The organism is Bradyrhizobium sp. CW1, assembly GCF_023100665.1.
Taxonomy (GTDB): Bacteria; Pseudomonadota; Alphaproteobacteria; order Rhizobiales; family Xanthobacteraceae; genus Bradyrhizobium; species Bradyrhizobium canariense_D.
In genome coordinates this window covers 4,373,156-4,386,562 of sequence record NZ_CP064684.1, presented here as the reverse complement: position 1 = coordinate 4,386,562, position 13,407 = coordinate 4,373,156, and the positions used below count along the sequence as shown (strand labels likewise).

The 13,407-nt window shown below is 65.0% G+C and carries 18 protein-coding genes; 13 read left to right on the top strand and 5 right to left on the bottom strand.

Annotated features, from left to right (window positions below):
* Positions 1 to 135 precede the first annotated feature (135 nt).
* Positions 136 to 600, bottom strand: coding sequence for a MarR family transcriptional regulator (locus tag IVB54_RS21590; RefSeq protein ID WP_018454538.1), 465 nt, complete (start codon positions 598 to 600; stop codon positions 136 to 138).
* A 103-nt stretch (positions 601 to 703) separates the two neighbouring features.
* Between IVB54_RS21590 and IVB54_RS21585 the strand changes: the two genes are divergently transcribed.
* The 3 genes from IVB54_RS21585 (at position 704) to IVB54_RS21575 (ending at position 4,234) form a co-directional block, all read left to right on the top strand.
* Positions 704 to 2,626, top strand: a complete 1,923-nt coding sequence (locus tag IVB54_RS21585) for an FAD-binding monooxygenase (RefSeq protein ID WP_018454537.1) — start codon at positions 704 to 706, stop codon at positions 2,624 to 2,626.
* Between the two features lie 168 nt (positions 2,627 to 2,794).
* A complete protein-coding gene (locus IVB54_RS21580; RefSeq protein ID WP_026232757.1) occupies positions 2,795 to 3,781 on the top strand; it encodes an SH3 domain-containing protein in 987 nt (328 codons plus the stop codon).
* A 174-nt stretch (positions 3,782 to 3,955) separates the two neighbouring features.
* Positions 3,956 to 4,234, top strand: coding sequence for a hypothetical protein (locus tag IVB54_RS21575; RefSeq protein ID WP_026232756.1), 279 nt, complete (start codon positions 3,956 to 3,958; stop codon positions 4,232 to 4,234).
* A 54-nt stretch (positions 4,235 to 4,288) separates the two neighbouring features.
* Here the strand turns inward: IVB54_RS21575 and IVB54_RS21570 are convergent, their stop codons facing one another.
* The gene (locus IVB54_RS21570) at positions 4,289 to 4,531 is read right to left on the bottom strand and encodes a DUF3551 domain-containing protein (protein WP_018454534.1); all 243 of its coding nucleotides are present in this window, start codon (positions 4,529 to 4,531) and stop codon (positions 4,289 to 4,291) included.
* Positions 4,532 to 4,670: 139 nt separating this feature from the next.
* On the opposite strand from IVB54_RS21570, the gene IVB54_RS21565 reads away from it, so the two are divergent.
* On the top strand, positions 4,671 to 4,850 hold the full coding sequence (locus IVB54_RS21565; protein WP_026232755.1) for a hypothetical protein: 180 nt from the start codon (positions 4,671 to 4,673) through the stop codon (positions 4,848 to 4,850).
* A gap of 83 nt (positions 4,851 to 4,933) precedes the next feature.
* Complete coding sequence (locus tag IVB54_RS21560; protein WP_018454532.1) at positions 4,934 to 5,248, top strand: hypothetical protein; 315 nt, start codon at positions 4,934 to 4,936, stop codon at positions 5,246 to 5,248.
* Between the two features lie 254 nt (positions 5,249 to 5,502).
* On the opposite strand, the gene IVB54_RS21555 is transcribed toward IVB54_RS21560, so the two are convergent.
* Positions 5,503 to 6,168 carry a class I SAM-dependent methyltransferase gene (locus tag IVB54_RS21555; RefSeq protein WP_018454530.1) on the bottom strand — a complete coding sequence of 222 codons (666 nt, stop codon included), beginning with the start codon at positions 6,166 to 6,168 and terminating at the stop codon, positions 5,503 to 5,505.
* Positions 6,169 to 6,265: 97 nt separating this feature from the next.
* Here IVB54_RS21555 and IVB54_RS21550 point away from each other — a divergent pair, with 97 nt between their 5' ends.
* From IVB54_RS21550 to pdxY, 3 genes are all read left to right on the top strand, one after another.
* Positions 6,266 to 6,910 (top strand): TetR family transcriptional regulator, encoded by a 645-nt coding sequence (locus tag IVB54_RS21550; protein WP_026232754.1) that lies wholly within the window; start codon positions 6,266 to 6,268, stop codon positions 6,908 to 6,910.
* A gap of 92 nt (positions 6,911 to 7,002) precedes the next feature.
* On the top strand, positions 7,003 to 7,644 hold the full coding sequence (locus tag IVB54_RS21545; RefSeq protein WP_018454528.1) for an FMN-binding negative transcriptional regulator: 642 nt from the start codon (positions 7,003 to 7,005) through the stop codon (positions 7,642 to 7,644).
* Positions 7,645 to 7,693: 49 nt separating this feature from the next.
* Complete coding sequence (gene pdxY, locus IVB54_RS21540) at positions 7,694 to 8,506, top strand: pyridoxal kinase (RefSeq protein ID WP_018454527.1); 813 nt, start codon at positions 7,694 to 7,696, stop codon at positions 8,504 to 8,506.
* A 10-nt stretch (positions 8,507 to 8,516) separates the two neighbouring features.
* Here pdxY and IVB54_RS21535 read toward each other — a convergent pair whose 3' ends face one another.
* Positions 8,517 to 9,827: a hypothetical protein gene (locus IVB54_RS21535; protein WP_026232753.1), complete on the bottom strand. Its 1,311-nt coding sequence runs from the start codon at positions 9,825 to 9,827 to the stop codon at positions 8,517 to 8,519.
* A gap of 324 nt (positions 9,828 to 10,151) precedes the next feature.
* Between IVB54_RS21535 and IVB54_RS21530 the strand changes: the two genes are divergently transcribed.
* The 4 genes from IVB54_RS21530 (at position 10,152) to IVB54_RS21515 (ending at position 12,189) form a co-directional block, all read left to right on the top strand.
* A complete protein-coding gene (locus IVB54_RS21530) occupies positions 10,152 to 10,355 on the top strand; it encodes a hypothetical protein (RefSeq protein ID WP_247297420.1) in 204 nt (67 codons plus the stop codon).
* A gap of 174 nt (positions 10,356 to 10,529) precedes the next feature.
* Complete coding sequence (locus tag IVB54_RS21525; RefSeq protein ID WP_018454524.1) at positions 10,530 to 10,784, top strand: hypothetical protein; 255 nt, start codon at positions 10,530 to 10,532, stop codon at positions 10,782 to 10,784.
* 247 nt (positions 10,785 to 11,031) lie between these two features.
* Positions 11,032 to 11,178 (top strand): hypothetical protein, encoded by a 147-nt coding sequence (locus IVB54_RS21520; protein ID WP_018454523.1) that lies wholly within the window; start codon positions 11,032 to 11,034, stop codon positions 11,176 to 11,178.
* A 90-nt stretch (positions 11,179 to 11,268) separates the two neighbouring features.
* A complete protein-coding gene (locus IVB54_RS21515) occupies positions 11,269 to 12,189 on the top strand; it encodes a DMT family transporter (protein WP_018454522.1) in 921 nt (306 codons plus the stop codon).
* A 126-nt stretch (positions 12,190 to 12,315) separates the two neighbouring features.
* Here IVB54_RS21515 and IVB54_RS21510 read toward each other — a convergent pair whose 3' ends face one another.
* The gene (locus tag IVB54_RS21510) at positions 12,316 to 12,666 is read right to left on the bottom strand and encodes a zinc ribbon domain-containing protein YjdM (RefSeq protein ID WP_018454521.1); all 351 of its coding nucleotides are present in this window, start codon (positions 12,664 to 12,666) and stop codon (positions 12,316 to 12,318) included.
* A 191-nt stretch (positions 12,667 to 12,857) separates the two neighbouring features.
* Between IVB54_RS21510 and IVB54_RS21505 the strand changes: the two genes are divergently transcribed.
* The gene (locus tag IVB54_RS21505; RefSeq protein ID WP_026232752.1) at positions 12,858 to 13,394 is read left to right on the top strand and encodes a helix-turn-helix domain-containing protein; all 537 of its coding nucleotides are present in this window, start codon (positions 12,858 to 12,860) and stop codon (positions 13,392 to 13,394) included.
* Positions 13,395 to 13,407: the final 13 nt, after the last annotated feature.

Below are 13,407 nucleotides of genomic sequence, written 5' to 3'. Positions count from 1 at the left end.
ATGCCGTCGACCGTAACAGCCGAAGGTTAGTTCCTGGTTTCGCGATACTGCGACAATGAGGGGTAGAATTACGGGGCTTTCTGTCTTGGCACGTTTTCTTGACGCGAAGCGGTATCCACCTCGCTCGAAAACGCTCTATGCCTGCACTCCGCGCAGCGGGGCGCGGCTGAGTTCGTTGCCGGCGGCGATCGCCTTGTGCAGGAGGCGCATCAGATCATCACCTTCCTTCGCGCTGAGGCCACGCAGCATGATGCGTTGCGCGGATTCGACGGCCGGCGTGATCTTGCGCAGCGTGCGGCGGCCTTCGTCGGTGATCTCGAGCTCGCGGGCACGGCGGTCGCGGCGCGAGGCGCGGCGCTCCGCGAGCCCCTTCTGCACGAGCCGGTCGATCACGCCGGTGATGGTGGTGCGGTCGTAGGCGATCAATCCTGCGAGCGTCACCTGGTCGAGCCCCGGATTGGCCTTGATGGTCGCGAGCGCGGCGTATTGCACCGGCGTGAGGTCGAAGCCGGCATCCCCGACCTCGGCCAAAAACACCGCGACCGCGATCTGCTGGAATCGGCGCGCCAGATGTCCGGGCATGTCGTTGTTGTCTTTCACCGAATTTCTCCGTTGGGGCGGGACGGCCGGGATCGTTGACAAGTATACTGATAGTCAGCATACTGATCAATATCCAACCGGAACATCGGCGGGAGAGGTGCTCATGCAATTCCATCTCAATGGATTTCAGCCGGGCGACCCTGAAATCGCCGATCCCGCCGCGCGCATTCAGCCTTCTGGCGCAACGGGCGCCGTGCCTGAAGAGGTCGATGTCCTCATCGTCGGCTGTGGCCCTGCGGGCCTGACGCTCGCGGGCCAGCTTGCGCAGTTTGCCGACATCAAGACCTGCATCGTCGAGCAGAAACCGGACCGCTTGCTGGTCGGGCAGGCCGACGGCATCGCATGCCGCACCATGGAGATGTTCCACGCCTTCGGATTCAGCGAGCGCGTCCTCAAGGAAGCCTGCTGGGTGAACGAGACGACATTCTGGAAGCCGGACGAGCGGGTGCCGGAACATATCGTCCGTAGCGGCCGGGTGCAGGACGTCGAGGACGGCTTGTCGGAATTCCCGCACGTCATTCTCAACCAGGCGCGCATCCATGACGGTTTTCTCGACGTCATGCGCAAGGCGCCGGGCAGGCTCGAGCCCCATTACAGCCGGCGCCTGCTCGACCTTCAGGTCGATCCGGCCGCGGGTCCCGCCGACCATGCCGTGACGGCGCGGCTCGAACGGGTCGATGGCAGGAACGAGGGCAAGATCGAGACGATCAAGGCGCGCTACGTCGTCGGCTGCGACGGCGCCCGCAGCACAGTGCGCAAATCGATCGGTCGCGAGTTGCTCGGCGATTCCGCCAATCATGCCTGGGGCGTGATGGACGTGCTGGCGGTGACCGATTTTCCGGACATCCGCTTCAAGGCTCTGATCCAGTCGGCAAAGGACGGCAGCCTGCTGATCATTCCGCGCGAGGGCGGCTACATGGTGCGCCTCTATGTCGAGCTCGCCAAGCTCGACATCGGCGAGCGCGTCGCCAATCGCAACATCACCGCCGATGACGTGATCGCGAAGGCGCAGCGGATCCTGAAGCCGCATACGCTCGATGTGAAGGAGATCGCGTGGTGGTCGGTGTACGAGATCGGCCAGCGCCTGACCGACAAGTTCGACGACGTGCCGGAGACCGAGACCGCTACGCGGCTGCCGCGGATCTTCATCGCCGGCGATGCCTGCCACACCCACAGCCCGAAGGCGGGGCAGGGCATGAACGTCTCGATGCAGGACGCTTTCAATCTCGGCTGGAAGCTCGCTGCCGTTTTGCGGAAGCAGTCTGCGCCGAGCCTGCTGCATTCCTATTCGGCCGAGCGCCAGGCGGTTGCCAAAGAGCTGATCGATTTCGACCGGGAATGGGCGGGGATTCTTGCGTCCGCCGCCAAGGCCGGCGGCGCCGACGCCGCCAGGACGCAGGACTATTTCGTGAGGCACGGTCGCTACACCGCCGGCACGGCGACGCATTACCGCCCGTCGGTTCTGACGGGAGCGACGTCCCACCAGCATCTCGCGCAAGGCCTCGTCATTGGCACGCGATTTCATTCCGCACCGGTGATCCGGCTTGCGGATGCCAAGCCGGTGCATCTCGGTCACGCTGCGCAGGCGGATGGCCGCTTCCGCATCTACGCTTTCTCCGGCGCTGAGGATCCTGCAGCAACCGGATCGGCCGTTCGCGCCTTGTGCAATTTTCTCTCCGATGCGCGGGAGTCGCCGGTCCGGCGTTACACCCCCGCGGTCGCCGACATCGATAGCGTGATCGACCTGCGGGCGGTCTTCCAGCAGGATCATCGCGAGCTCGCTCTCGAGGCGATGCCTGCGCTGCTGCTGCCGCGCAAGGGCCGCTACGGCCTGATCGACTACGAGAAGATGTTCTGTCCGGACCTCAAGAATGGTCAGGACGTTTTCACCATGCGCGGCATTGACCGCAAGGCGGGCTGCATGGTCGTGGTGCGGCCGGATCAGTATGTCGCGACCGTGCTGCCGCTCGATGATTTTGCTGCGCTTGCTGCGTACTTCGACGGCTTCATGCTGCAAGTGAACTGACGGGCCGGCGGCGCACACGTAGGCTCTCTCTGCGCGCGGTGTCGATGAACGGCGAATGAATATTGAACCGCGCGCGGCATCCGTCTCGATCTTTTGGCGGATGAGACCTTCGTACGCGGAACGCCCGTTCCGCTAGCGCGTTCCGACTCGAAAGAGGAGGACTACGCCATGAAATTCCGAAGCGTGTTGTTAGCCGCATTGCTGCTCGCCCCGACGGCCGCGCTGGCCGCACCGGGCATGGTCACCGTCTCGACCGGCCTGCGCGCCGGGCCGGGTTCGGGCTTTCCCCTGGTCGATCGCATCCCCGAGGGCGCCCGCGTCGACATCCATGGTTGCCTGCGCGGCAACGCCTGGTGCGACGTGAGCTTCTCGGATGACCGTGGCTGGGTGTCGTCGCAATATCTCGAATATCTCTATCGCAATCACTACGTCTATCTCCCTGACTATGTCGACGAGGTCGACGTGCCGATCGTCCCCTTCGTGCTGACCTCGTACTGGTCGAGCTATTATCAGGGGCGGCCCTGGTATCGGCGGCATGCTCACTGGAATAGCTACTGGACTTCGCATCAGCGCGACGCGACGCGGATGACGATCGATCCACGCGCGGCTCGCATCGGCCGCGCGGCAACGCGCGATGCGGCGGTCGCACTCGGGCGCAACGGCGCGAATGCCAAGGAAAGTGTCAAGGGCGCGGCCGCGGTCTCCGGCCGTGATGCCGCAACTTCACGGCACGACGCCGCCATCGCCAGGCACGAGACTCCGGTGACGACGGACCGGAGCCGTGCGGGACGAGCTGACCCCATCGCGCATGAGCGGACCAATCTGCAGAGCCGCAATCCGCGGGACGCTCAGGCCCGCATCATGCACGAGCAGGCCGCACACCGCGCGGCTCTGCGTGCGCAGCCGATGGCGCGCCCACATGAGGCGCCGCGCGTATCAGCCGCTCCCGCAAGCCGGCCCGCGATGCCGCATGTGGCTCAGCCGAACGTCGGCCACGGTTCGCCGATGAACGCTCATGCCCAAATGCCTGCGCCGCGCGCGGCTGCGCCTGCGATGCCTCACGGCGGTGGCGGCGGCGCACCTCACATCAACGCCGCGCCGCACGGCGGCGGTGCCCCGGCCGGCGGTCCCGGTGGCGGGCACCAAAAGCACTAAAGTTGCCAACGAAAGCCCGGCCCTCGCGCCGGGCTTTCTGTTTGGGCCGGAACGGGTTCCCTGCCCATACAATTTAAGAAGCTTCTTCGCGGGCAGATTTCATCGATCGTAATATGTCTACTCAAAGCTGTAAGCATTCCACTCGGGGCAGCGGGGCACGGGAGGATGACGACGATGAGACAGAACCAGGCGGAGACGCGCCGCCACAATGTCGCCAAGCGGTCGATGACCAAGGAAGCCAAGCAGCTGTCCGGCCTGATTGCCGGATTGCGCCAATCTCTCGAGGTGATTCAAAAGGAGCGATCGAGCACCAAACTCTCCGGCGCCGAGATGGGCCTTCTCGACGAACGCCGCAACAATTTGTTGCTGACCATCGCAGCTCTCGACGACCGCCTCTCGGCGGTGCAGGGGCTGATCGATCTTGGCCGTCCCCATATCATTCGCGTCCACTGATCGGAGCGCTGACCTGATGCTATCGGCTTCGTCGCGGCGGCGACGGAACCGGGCTCAGCTGTCTGCTCCGCGTGGCATAGGATTGGCGTAGCACTGGGCGGACTGCCCGGAGGCGGTCGCGGCGCACTGCGCGATCGTCGCAAAACTGCAATCGATGCTGCGGCCGTCGATCGTGTAGATCTCGATGCAGACGGGATGGCGCGGATCGTAGGTCTGGGCGGCTGTCGGCGGCACGCCGAGCAGGCCCGCACCAAACAAGCCCGCGACAAGCAGAATCGCATTGATGAAGCGGCGCACGATCGATCTCCTTCGCTCAGCCGGAACAAAGCACAATGCTGCCGCGGATGGCACCAAATTGCCACGCTCCCGGCGAATTGCCGCCAAAGCCCGCTGCCACGACGAGAGCAGGTGCAGGGGCAACGCAAGGGGATGCGCATTGGCCTACAAGATGGTCGCAGAACGCGACAACGAGAAGTGCAGTTTTGCCCGCGAGAGCCGTTTGCTCATCGTGGCGAAGGCGAAGGTTTGGGCGAGCGAGGGGTGGAAGGTCGTCATCACCGACCAGGACGGCAAGGCCTACGCGCCGCCCGACTTCGATCAGCTATTGGCGGCCTGACCGCAAGACCGGGCAGGACGACATTGATCTCGTACTTTCGACCGGGGCGCGATCTGATCGCGCCCCTGATGACTCTTCCAACGATGACTCTTGCAGCCGCGGCCGTTCTGACGGCGACATTTGCCGCCGCGCAAAATCTCGATGCCGGCAAGTCGCCGCAAAAGCTCTTCGCCGATGCTTGCACGACGTGCCATCGCAGCCCCCGCGGCCTTGCCAAAGGGCGCTTCAACCTGACGCTGTCCTGGTTCCTGAAGGACCATTACGCAACCAGTTCGGATACAGCCAAGGCACTTGCCGCCTATCTGGAATCGGTCGATGCGGCGCCGCCGCGAGTTGCGGCCAAGCCTGGCGCGAAGCGATCCAGGCCGCATCCTCCCAAGCCGTCGCAAAGCCAATAGCGTGAGCCGGCTGCGAGACGGCGTCGCGAAGCTGAAGGCCTTGCCGGCATCAATGCACCGTGGCCGCCGAGAACAGGTTGATGACCACCACTCCGGACACGATCAGCGCGATGCCGACGAAGGCGGCAGCGACATTGCCGGGTCCAACTATCACGCGTCAGTGACGAACCTGCGACACGGCGGAGCGCAGCACGAAACCGCCGCGCGATGGTTCGCGCGGCGGCTCATTGGTGTCGCGCCGATTCGACGTGGCGTTAGTTGATCCGCACGGAGAGTTCGACGTCCTCGGCAAAGGCCGTGGACATGTAGCCGCTTCCGGGGCTGCGCATGCGCGCCAGATAGTCGGGGCTGTCGTCGGCGTTGTCGGCGACGATGATCGCGCCCGGCCGGAGATGGCCTTCGACCAGATCCAGGATATCGGGGTAGAGCGCCTTGGCGCCGTCGAGCAGCACGAGATCGATCGTGTCGGGCAGGTCGACTTGAAGCATCTTCAGCGCGTCGCCTTCGCGGATTTCGACGAGGTCCAGCAGCCCGCCGGCCGCGAGGTTCTCGCGCGCCCGGGCCACCTTGGACGGTTCGAATTCGCTGGTGATGAGGCGGCCGCCGCCATTGTCGCGTAAGCCCGCGGCAAGGTGCAGGGTCGAGATGCCGAACGAGGTGCCGAACTCGACGATCGCTTTGGCGCGGGAGCTGCGTGCGAGCATGTAAAGCAGATGACCGGTCTCGCGGGAGACCGCGAGCGGTGCGTCCTTCAGCCGCCCGTAGAGGTCGCGGTAAGCGGTCTTGCTCCGCATCATCCGTGCGCGGTCGGCGTCGGTCACATCGGCGAAGGCGGCTCGCATCGCGCCGCGCGCCGCTTCGTCCTGGTCGAACAGACGATCGAGCAGTGGCGCAAGTGATGTGATGGTCGGGGTGGTCATGTGTAGTCTCCAGATGTCGCCGTGCTGCGAGTGCTTGCGTGAGAATTGAAATACGACTAATTCGTCGCATTCGCTATTCGCGTTGCCCGAGGGTGCCATGGCAGATCGCCGAAGCCATTCAGTTTCCTCACGAAAACAGCCACAGCAGGCCCGCTCGAACGAGCTGGTGGCGGCCATTCTGGACGCGGCTGTTCAGGTCTTGGCCAAGGAGGGGGCGCAGCGTTTCACGACGGCGCGAGTGGCCGAGCGGGCCGGGGTGAGCGTCGGGTCGCTCTATCAATATTTTCCGAACAAGGCGTCGATCCTGTTCCGCCTCCAGAGCGACGAGTGGCGGCGCACGAGCGAGCTCCTGCGCGGCATCCTGGCGGACCGGGCGAAACCGCCACTGGTACGGCTGCGCGCGCTCGTCCACGCCTTCATTCGTTCCGAGTGCGAGGAGGCTGCGATCCGCACGGCGCTCAGCGACGCCGCGCCGCTCTATCGCGATGCGCCCGAAGCACACGACGCGCGGGCCGCCGGTAAGGGCATCGTCGCGGCCTTCATGCGGGAGGCCCTGCCCAGGGCGCCGGATGCGACGCGGGCGCTTGCCGGCGAGTTGATCAAGACGACGCTGAGCGAGGTTGGCAAGCAGTTCTCGGAGACACCGCGCAACGAGGCGGAGATCGCGCGTCACGCCGACGCAATGGCCGACATGTTCTGCGCCTATATCGATGAGCTGGCACGACTCCGGGATCATTCCTGACATCCGCGTTTGCGGGCCAATACCCCTTCTGACTTGACTGGATCATGAGTTAGCCTCGGTTTGTCCTTCAGCCAGTCAACGAGCGCCCCGCCATGCATGTCCTCCGCCCCCAATTCCGCATCGAGGAGCAGCAAGCGCTGGAATTCGCAAGCCAGCGCGGCTTCGGCACGATCGTCGCGGCGGATGAGCGCGGTCCACGCGCCTCGCATGTGCCCTTCGTGCTGGAGCAGCGCGACGGGCACACGATCGTGCAAATCCATTTCACCGCCAGGAATCCGCTCGTCCCGCTCGCGGATGGTGCGGGGCGCTTTCTGCTGATCGTTGCCGGCGACGACGCCTACATCTCCAATGACTGGTATTCTTCGCGCGACAACGTCTCGACCTGGCTTTACGAGGCCGTGCACCTGTCGGGCGTAGCGCATCTGCGCGGGCTCGACGAGAACCGCAGGCACGGCGATGCACTACTCGCGGTCTCGGAAGCGCGCTTGCCAAAAAAAACTTGGGACCTCGCACAGATGGAGCCCGGCAAGCGCGAGAGCATGCTGGCTGCGATCCGCGTCGTCGATCTCGTGGTGGATACCGTCGAGGGGCAGGCCAAGCTCAATCAGCACAAGAGCGATGTGGACCACGTCGCGGTCGCCGGCCGGCTTGCGCGGTCGGAGGAGAGCGGGCATCGGCGGCTGGCGCGGAAGATGCAAGCGCTGCGGCCGGGACTTGGATATGAGTTTTCGTGATCCGGGCGACCCTTCTCTCGCTAGACAATTACTCCTACGGACCTCCCTCATGCTCGTCATCTCCATTCAAAGCCAGGTGGTCCACGGCCATGTCGGCAACAGCGCCGCCGCCTATGCGATGCAGGCGGAAGGGGTGAATGTCGCGGCGGTGCCGACAACGCTGCTGTCGAACCATCCGCGCTATCCGACCTTGCGCGGGCGGGTGCTGGAGACAGAGCTCGTTTCAGATCTGCTGAGAGGCGTCGAAGAGCGCGATCTCGTCGACGAGGCTGCGGTCCTCGTTACCGGCTATCTCGGTTCGCCCAGCAATGCCGCTGTCATTGCCGATTTCGTCGAGCGGGCGCTGACCCGCAATTCGAAGCTGGTCTATCTCTGCGACCCCGTGATCGGCGATGACGGCCGGGTTTATGTCGCCGACGGCATCCTGGACGTGGTCCGGCACCGGCTGCTGCCCGCCGCCAATCTGACCACGCCGAACCAGTTCGAGCTCGGGCTGCTCGCAGGCCTCGACATCGCGGATGCGCAGGGCCTGCGCGCGGCGTGCGCGGCGCTGGCCGGGACTGGGCGCATCGACGTGGTCGCCACCGGTTGCACGCTCACTGATACGGCGGAAGGGCAGGTGGAAACGATTCTGTGCGCCGGCGGTCAGTTGTCGCGCTTTGCGACGCCGCGCCTTCCGATCCGCCCCTCAGGCACCGGCGATCTTCTCACCGGCCTGATCGCGGCGCATCTGGCCAAGGGCACAGCGACCGAGGCGGCGGTGCGGCTCGCAGTCGAAACCATCTATGCGGTGCTGGTGCGCACGCAGGAAGCAGGCACCGCGGAGATGCGGCTTGTGCCGTTGCCGACGCCGCGACGATAAGCCGTCAAACTCAGGTCGCGCGCTTCGTGGCTGATTGCGCTGATTTCTGCGGCTTCGCGGGGACCTTCTGCTCGCGCGTCGCCTGTGCCTTCGCCTTCGGCGGCTTTGCGCTTGCCACGGCCCGCGCTTTTCTCGGCTTGACGTTGGCTTCCTTGCGGTCCGACGTGCCTCGGCGCGAGACGTATTCCGTACCATCGACCGGGCCGACATGCGGGGGATCGCGGCCGAGATAGGGGCGGCCGATGCCGAGCGCCTTGCCATTGGCGTCGACCCACTTCCACAGCACCTCGGTCGAGACCCAGCGCTGCGCGCGGTTGTCGCCCTTGGTGCTGACGATGTCGGCCGCCATGCCGTGCCCGTAGCCGCCGCGCGTGCTGCCGCCGTGATAGGAACGGTCGGAGGCGGCCTTCAGGCCACTCGCGATCGACTGGCGATAGTCGTCGCGGAACGCGCTGGTGATGCCCGGCGAAAGCCCGGCAGCCTCAGCCGCGAGCAGTGTGCGAAACAGCTTTTTCTTGAAACTCTTGTCCATGCCGCCGATGACGTAGTCCATCATCGACATGCCGGCGCGGTCGGCCGCCTTCGGATCCTTCCAGCCAAAGTCCTCGTCAACCAGCTTCGTGAAGCTGCGCATCACTGTGACCATCTTGCCCTTGCGCTTGACGGTGACGGCCCGGCGATCTGTGACCTTGATCGAGTCTTCCTTGGCCGTGCGCTGGTAGAGCGCCCAGAGATAGCGGTCGATGCAGGCTTCCATCACGTAGCATTCGTCGAGGACCGCGGTCGTGTCCGCAGACGCCGAGGCCTTGCTCGCCACGGGCGCGGGGCCGGTCGCGATTGTCGCGGGCGACAGCGCCTCCGTCGTCACGATCTCAGTGGGATCGGCGGATGCGAGCTTTACCAAGGGCTCCGGCGCCGGAGCCGGAGCAACCTCGCTGGCGACTGGTGTCGGGTCAGGCGACATCTGCGGCGCGAGCGGCGCTTCGGTCGGCAAGATCAGCACTGGGTCGGCCGAGGCGAGCTTGATGGCCGGAGCTGGCGCCTCGGGCGCTGCCGCTTCAGCATTGACCAATTCTGGTGTCGCAGCGATAGCGGCCGCGATATCGGAGGTCAGGGCGACGCCGTCCTCGATGGCCGCAGCGTGCGGGATGTCGGCGAGGTCAAGTCGGCTGAGATCCTTCGCGCGCGAGACGGCGGAAGCATTGGCGCCGCTGTTCTCGATGAGGGCCGGGGCATAGGCGGACAGAGAGAGCGCCAGCCAGCCGGCGAGAACCGCCGAGGGGCAGGAGACCGCCACCAGAAGAGACCGCCGATCATTCATGATCCCTGCCTCCAAACGGTTCTGTTGAACCTCGTCTTCTCCGAACAGTCTGACCAGACAGTCTTGGCCAAACAGTCTTGCACGAAAAGGCACGCCGCGCGTCGATTGTTCTGGGGAGGGTGTGGCGGCGCAATGGCGCAATTCGGCGAAAGCGGGCTTTTCGAGCAGGTGTTGCGCGGCGGCAACGCGGGTTCCGGTTCCACGGGCGCTTGCTCGCCAGCGTTGTGCAAAATTCGATAAAGGCGAATATTTTGGCGCAGGCCGCGTGGCGGTGTTTCGCAGGCACGTTGGGCAACCTTGTCACGGCTAGCGCGTTAGGCGCGCATGACGCATTCCTCGCTTCGTCCGATGGACGCCTTCGATCCCACCGAGCCCGCCATCCTGCACGACCAACTCTCCGATACGATCATCACCTGGACTGCTGAGCAGGCCGACGATTTCAGGCGTGCCAGCCGGCCGGGCCAAGACGGAACCGTGATCTGGAAAGCCTACGTTTTCGACGGCTGGGGCCACGTGCTCGGCGGCTGACCGCCGCTCATTAGGGTGTCATTTCGCGCCGGGGCGGTGATTTTGCCAAGACATCGCGCGCATTAAACATATTGCCATGCACCCGGCGCGTTGTTGCATTGCAACAGCACATGTCGCAATGCAGCAAAATGCGCTTAAATGTGCTCCGAATCTTCCACTGAAGGAGCATCACCCATGAACAAGAAGACTCTGTCAATCGCCGCCGCCATCCTGACGATCGCGGGCAGCACCGCGGCTTTCGCCGCCGAACTGCCGACTTATGAGGCGAACGGCTTTCCGGTCTCCCCGATGCAGGTGCGCGTGCTCGGTGCCGCGCATGTCGAGCAGCAGGCCTCGGCGCCCACCAACGTTGCTTCGGTCCACCAGGCCCGCGTTCTGTCGCCGCGCAAGGTGAAGACCGCTGATGTTACGACGGGTAGCGCCCGCTGATCTGGGGGCGCCACAAGCCAACGTCAAGCCAATGTGATGCAGGCTCGCTTTCTCCGAGTCTGCCCGGACCGCGTTCCCTTTCGGGAGCGCGGTCTTTTTTTGGCGCAGCGAGTCATGATCACGTGCCGGTTGTGTACGGCCGTTCAAAGCGAGTGTGATCTCTTTAATAGTTGCTTTCTGGATCGCGGCGCTTGATGCGGGCGCCGCATATTGAGTAGCCAAGAATCATTTTCATAATGGAGTAGTCGTGCCCGTTGCACAGAAAGCCGTTGTTGCAAGCGTCTCGCCCCGCGCGTTCATTCTCAAGCATCTCGCCTTGTTCGCAGCCGCCGCGCTGTTCGTGTTCGTGCTCAGCCTGACGTATGGGCTCGATCTCAGCCCGGGATTTTTCTGAGCGAAGGCGCGCTGGCGTCTCTCGCTTGCGTGCCAGCCTTGCAGGCACATGGGTTGAGCGACGGCCTCTGTCGGCGTACCGCTTTGTCCCATGGATCAGCGGACGAGCGGCGCTGACGCTCGCATTCGGAAGAACGATCAAGCGCCGGCGCTTGTCGGCGTGCTCTGCGGCCTCGCCGCGGCGCTGTTCTGGGCGCTCGGCTTTGCCGGCACGCGGCATGGCCTCAAGCTCGGCTTCACGCCGGTCGATCTGCTCGTGCATCGCTATGTCTGGTCCGGCATCGCGTTCCTGCCGCTGGTGATACGCGGCGGAATCTCCGATCTCTGCGGCATCGGCTGGGGCAGGGGCCTTGTGCTGATGGTGCTCGGCGGCCCCGTGATGTCGCTGATCTCCTACACTGGCTTTCTGTTCGTGCCGCTCGGCCATGGCAGCGTGATCCAGCCCTCCTGCGCGACGCTCGGCGGCCTGCTGCTCGCGGCCTTGTTCCTGAAAGAGCATGTCTCCTGGTCGCGCATCGCCGGCGCTGTCGTCATCGTCGGCGGGCTCGGCGTGATCGGCGCGGAATCGATCGGTCATATCGGCGTTGACGGCGTGCTCGGCGATCTGACCTTCGTGCTGACCGGGTTGATGTTCGCGGGTTTCGGCGCGCTGGTGCGCCACTGGCGGGTCTCCGCCGTGTCGGCTGCGCTCGTCATCAACGTGCTGTCGCTGCTGTTGCTGCCGATCTACCTCATGACCGGCGGACTCGCGCGGATCGCGGCGATCGGTGTCGGTGAGAACGCCATCCAGGCGCTGGCACAGGGCGTGCTTGCAGGCCCGGCTGCGCTTTATCTGTTCGCGGTCTCGGTCCAACGCCTCGGCGTCGCCCGCGCCGCCGTTGTCCCCGCCTGCGTGCCCGCGCTGACGGTGCTCACCGGTTGGCTCCTGCTCGGCGAGCCGCCGACACTATTGCAGACGGCGGGATTGGTGACGGTGCTGTGCGGATTCTATCTGGCGCAGAGACAGCGATAGATCGCAGCCACCGGACGGCGCTTACCATTCGATGGTGGTAAACTTGACGCCGCGGCAGGTCAGCTCCCGCCCCAGCCGTTCGGCGCGCTCGCTGGCGGATTTGCCCTGGCGAGTCCGGGGCCTCGGCTACGCCTTCCTCACGAACTCCGATTTCAGGTTCATCGCGCCGATGCCGTCGATCTTGCAGGCGATGTTGTGGCCGTCGGTGGCGTCCTGCAGGCGGATGTTGCGGACCTTGGTGCCACCCTTGACCACGGAGGAGGAGCCCTTGACCTTGAGATCCTTCATCACGATGACGCTGTCGCCGTCGGCGAGCGCATTGCCGTTGGCATCGCGCACGCCGGCCTCTTGCGCGGCGTCCGCGACGGCCTCTGCCGTGCCGCTCCATTCATGGCCGCATTCCGGGCAGACCCAGAGGCCGCGATCCTGATAGGCGTGCTCGGAGTTGCAGGTCGGGCATTTCATCGCGTCGGTCATTATTCGCCTCGTCGCCCGTCACGGGCGCGCCGCACGCTGTCCGCCGGATAAAGGTGGATTGGGAGCAAATCCTTTACCATGGCTTTCAGTCCTGGTCGAACCCTTGGAAATTTAGGAGTTCAGGAAAAACTCTGCGGTATCGAGGTCCGGAATTTGCGGCTGCGACGTCGCCGCGCAAGGAGCGTCCCGTCATGAGCGAGCATCGCGCCGCCGTCAGACATCACATTTTGCGGACCGGCATTGTCGAGTTCGACAACGGCACCGGCAAGGTCATCAGCGCGCCCTGCACGATCCGCGATGTCTCCGGCACCGGCGCGCGCCTCGGCCTCAACGCCTCGCTCTGGGTCGCCGAGCAGTTCACGCTGGTCTTCAGCAGCGGACTGCGGAAGGACTGCCGGGTCGCCTGGCGCAAGGGGAGGCTGATCGGCAGCGCGTTCGCGGACGGCTATGCCAGCGCGGACGAGCAGGCCGTGATGATGACCGCGGACGAGCAGTCCCGGCACCGGCTCGGGATCGGTGCGCGCGTGAGAAGCGCGCGCGAGAGGCGCGGCTACACGCAAACGCAGCTCGCAGAGCTGATCGGCGCCACGCCGGTCTTCGTGTCGCTGGCCGAGCAGGGTGAGGCGGACATTCCGCTCTACCAGCTCATGCACATCGCCGATCTCCTGATGGTCGGCCTCGACGGGCTCGTCGCGGGGCCGGCGCCTGAGGATGTCGACGCAGCGTAGGTGGCGAGCCGTC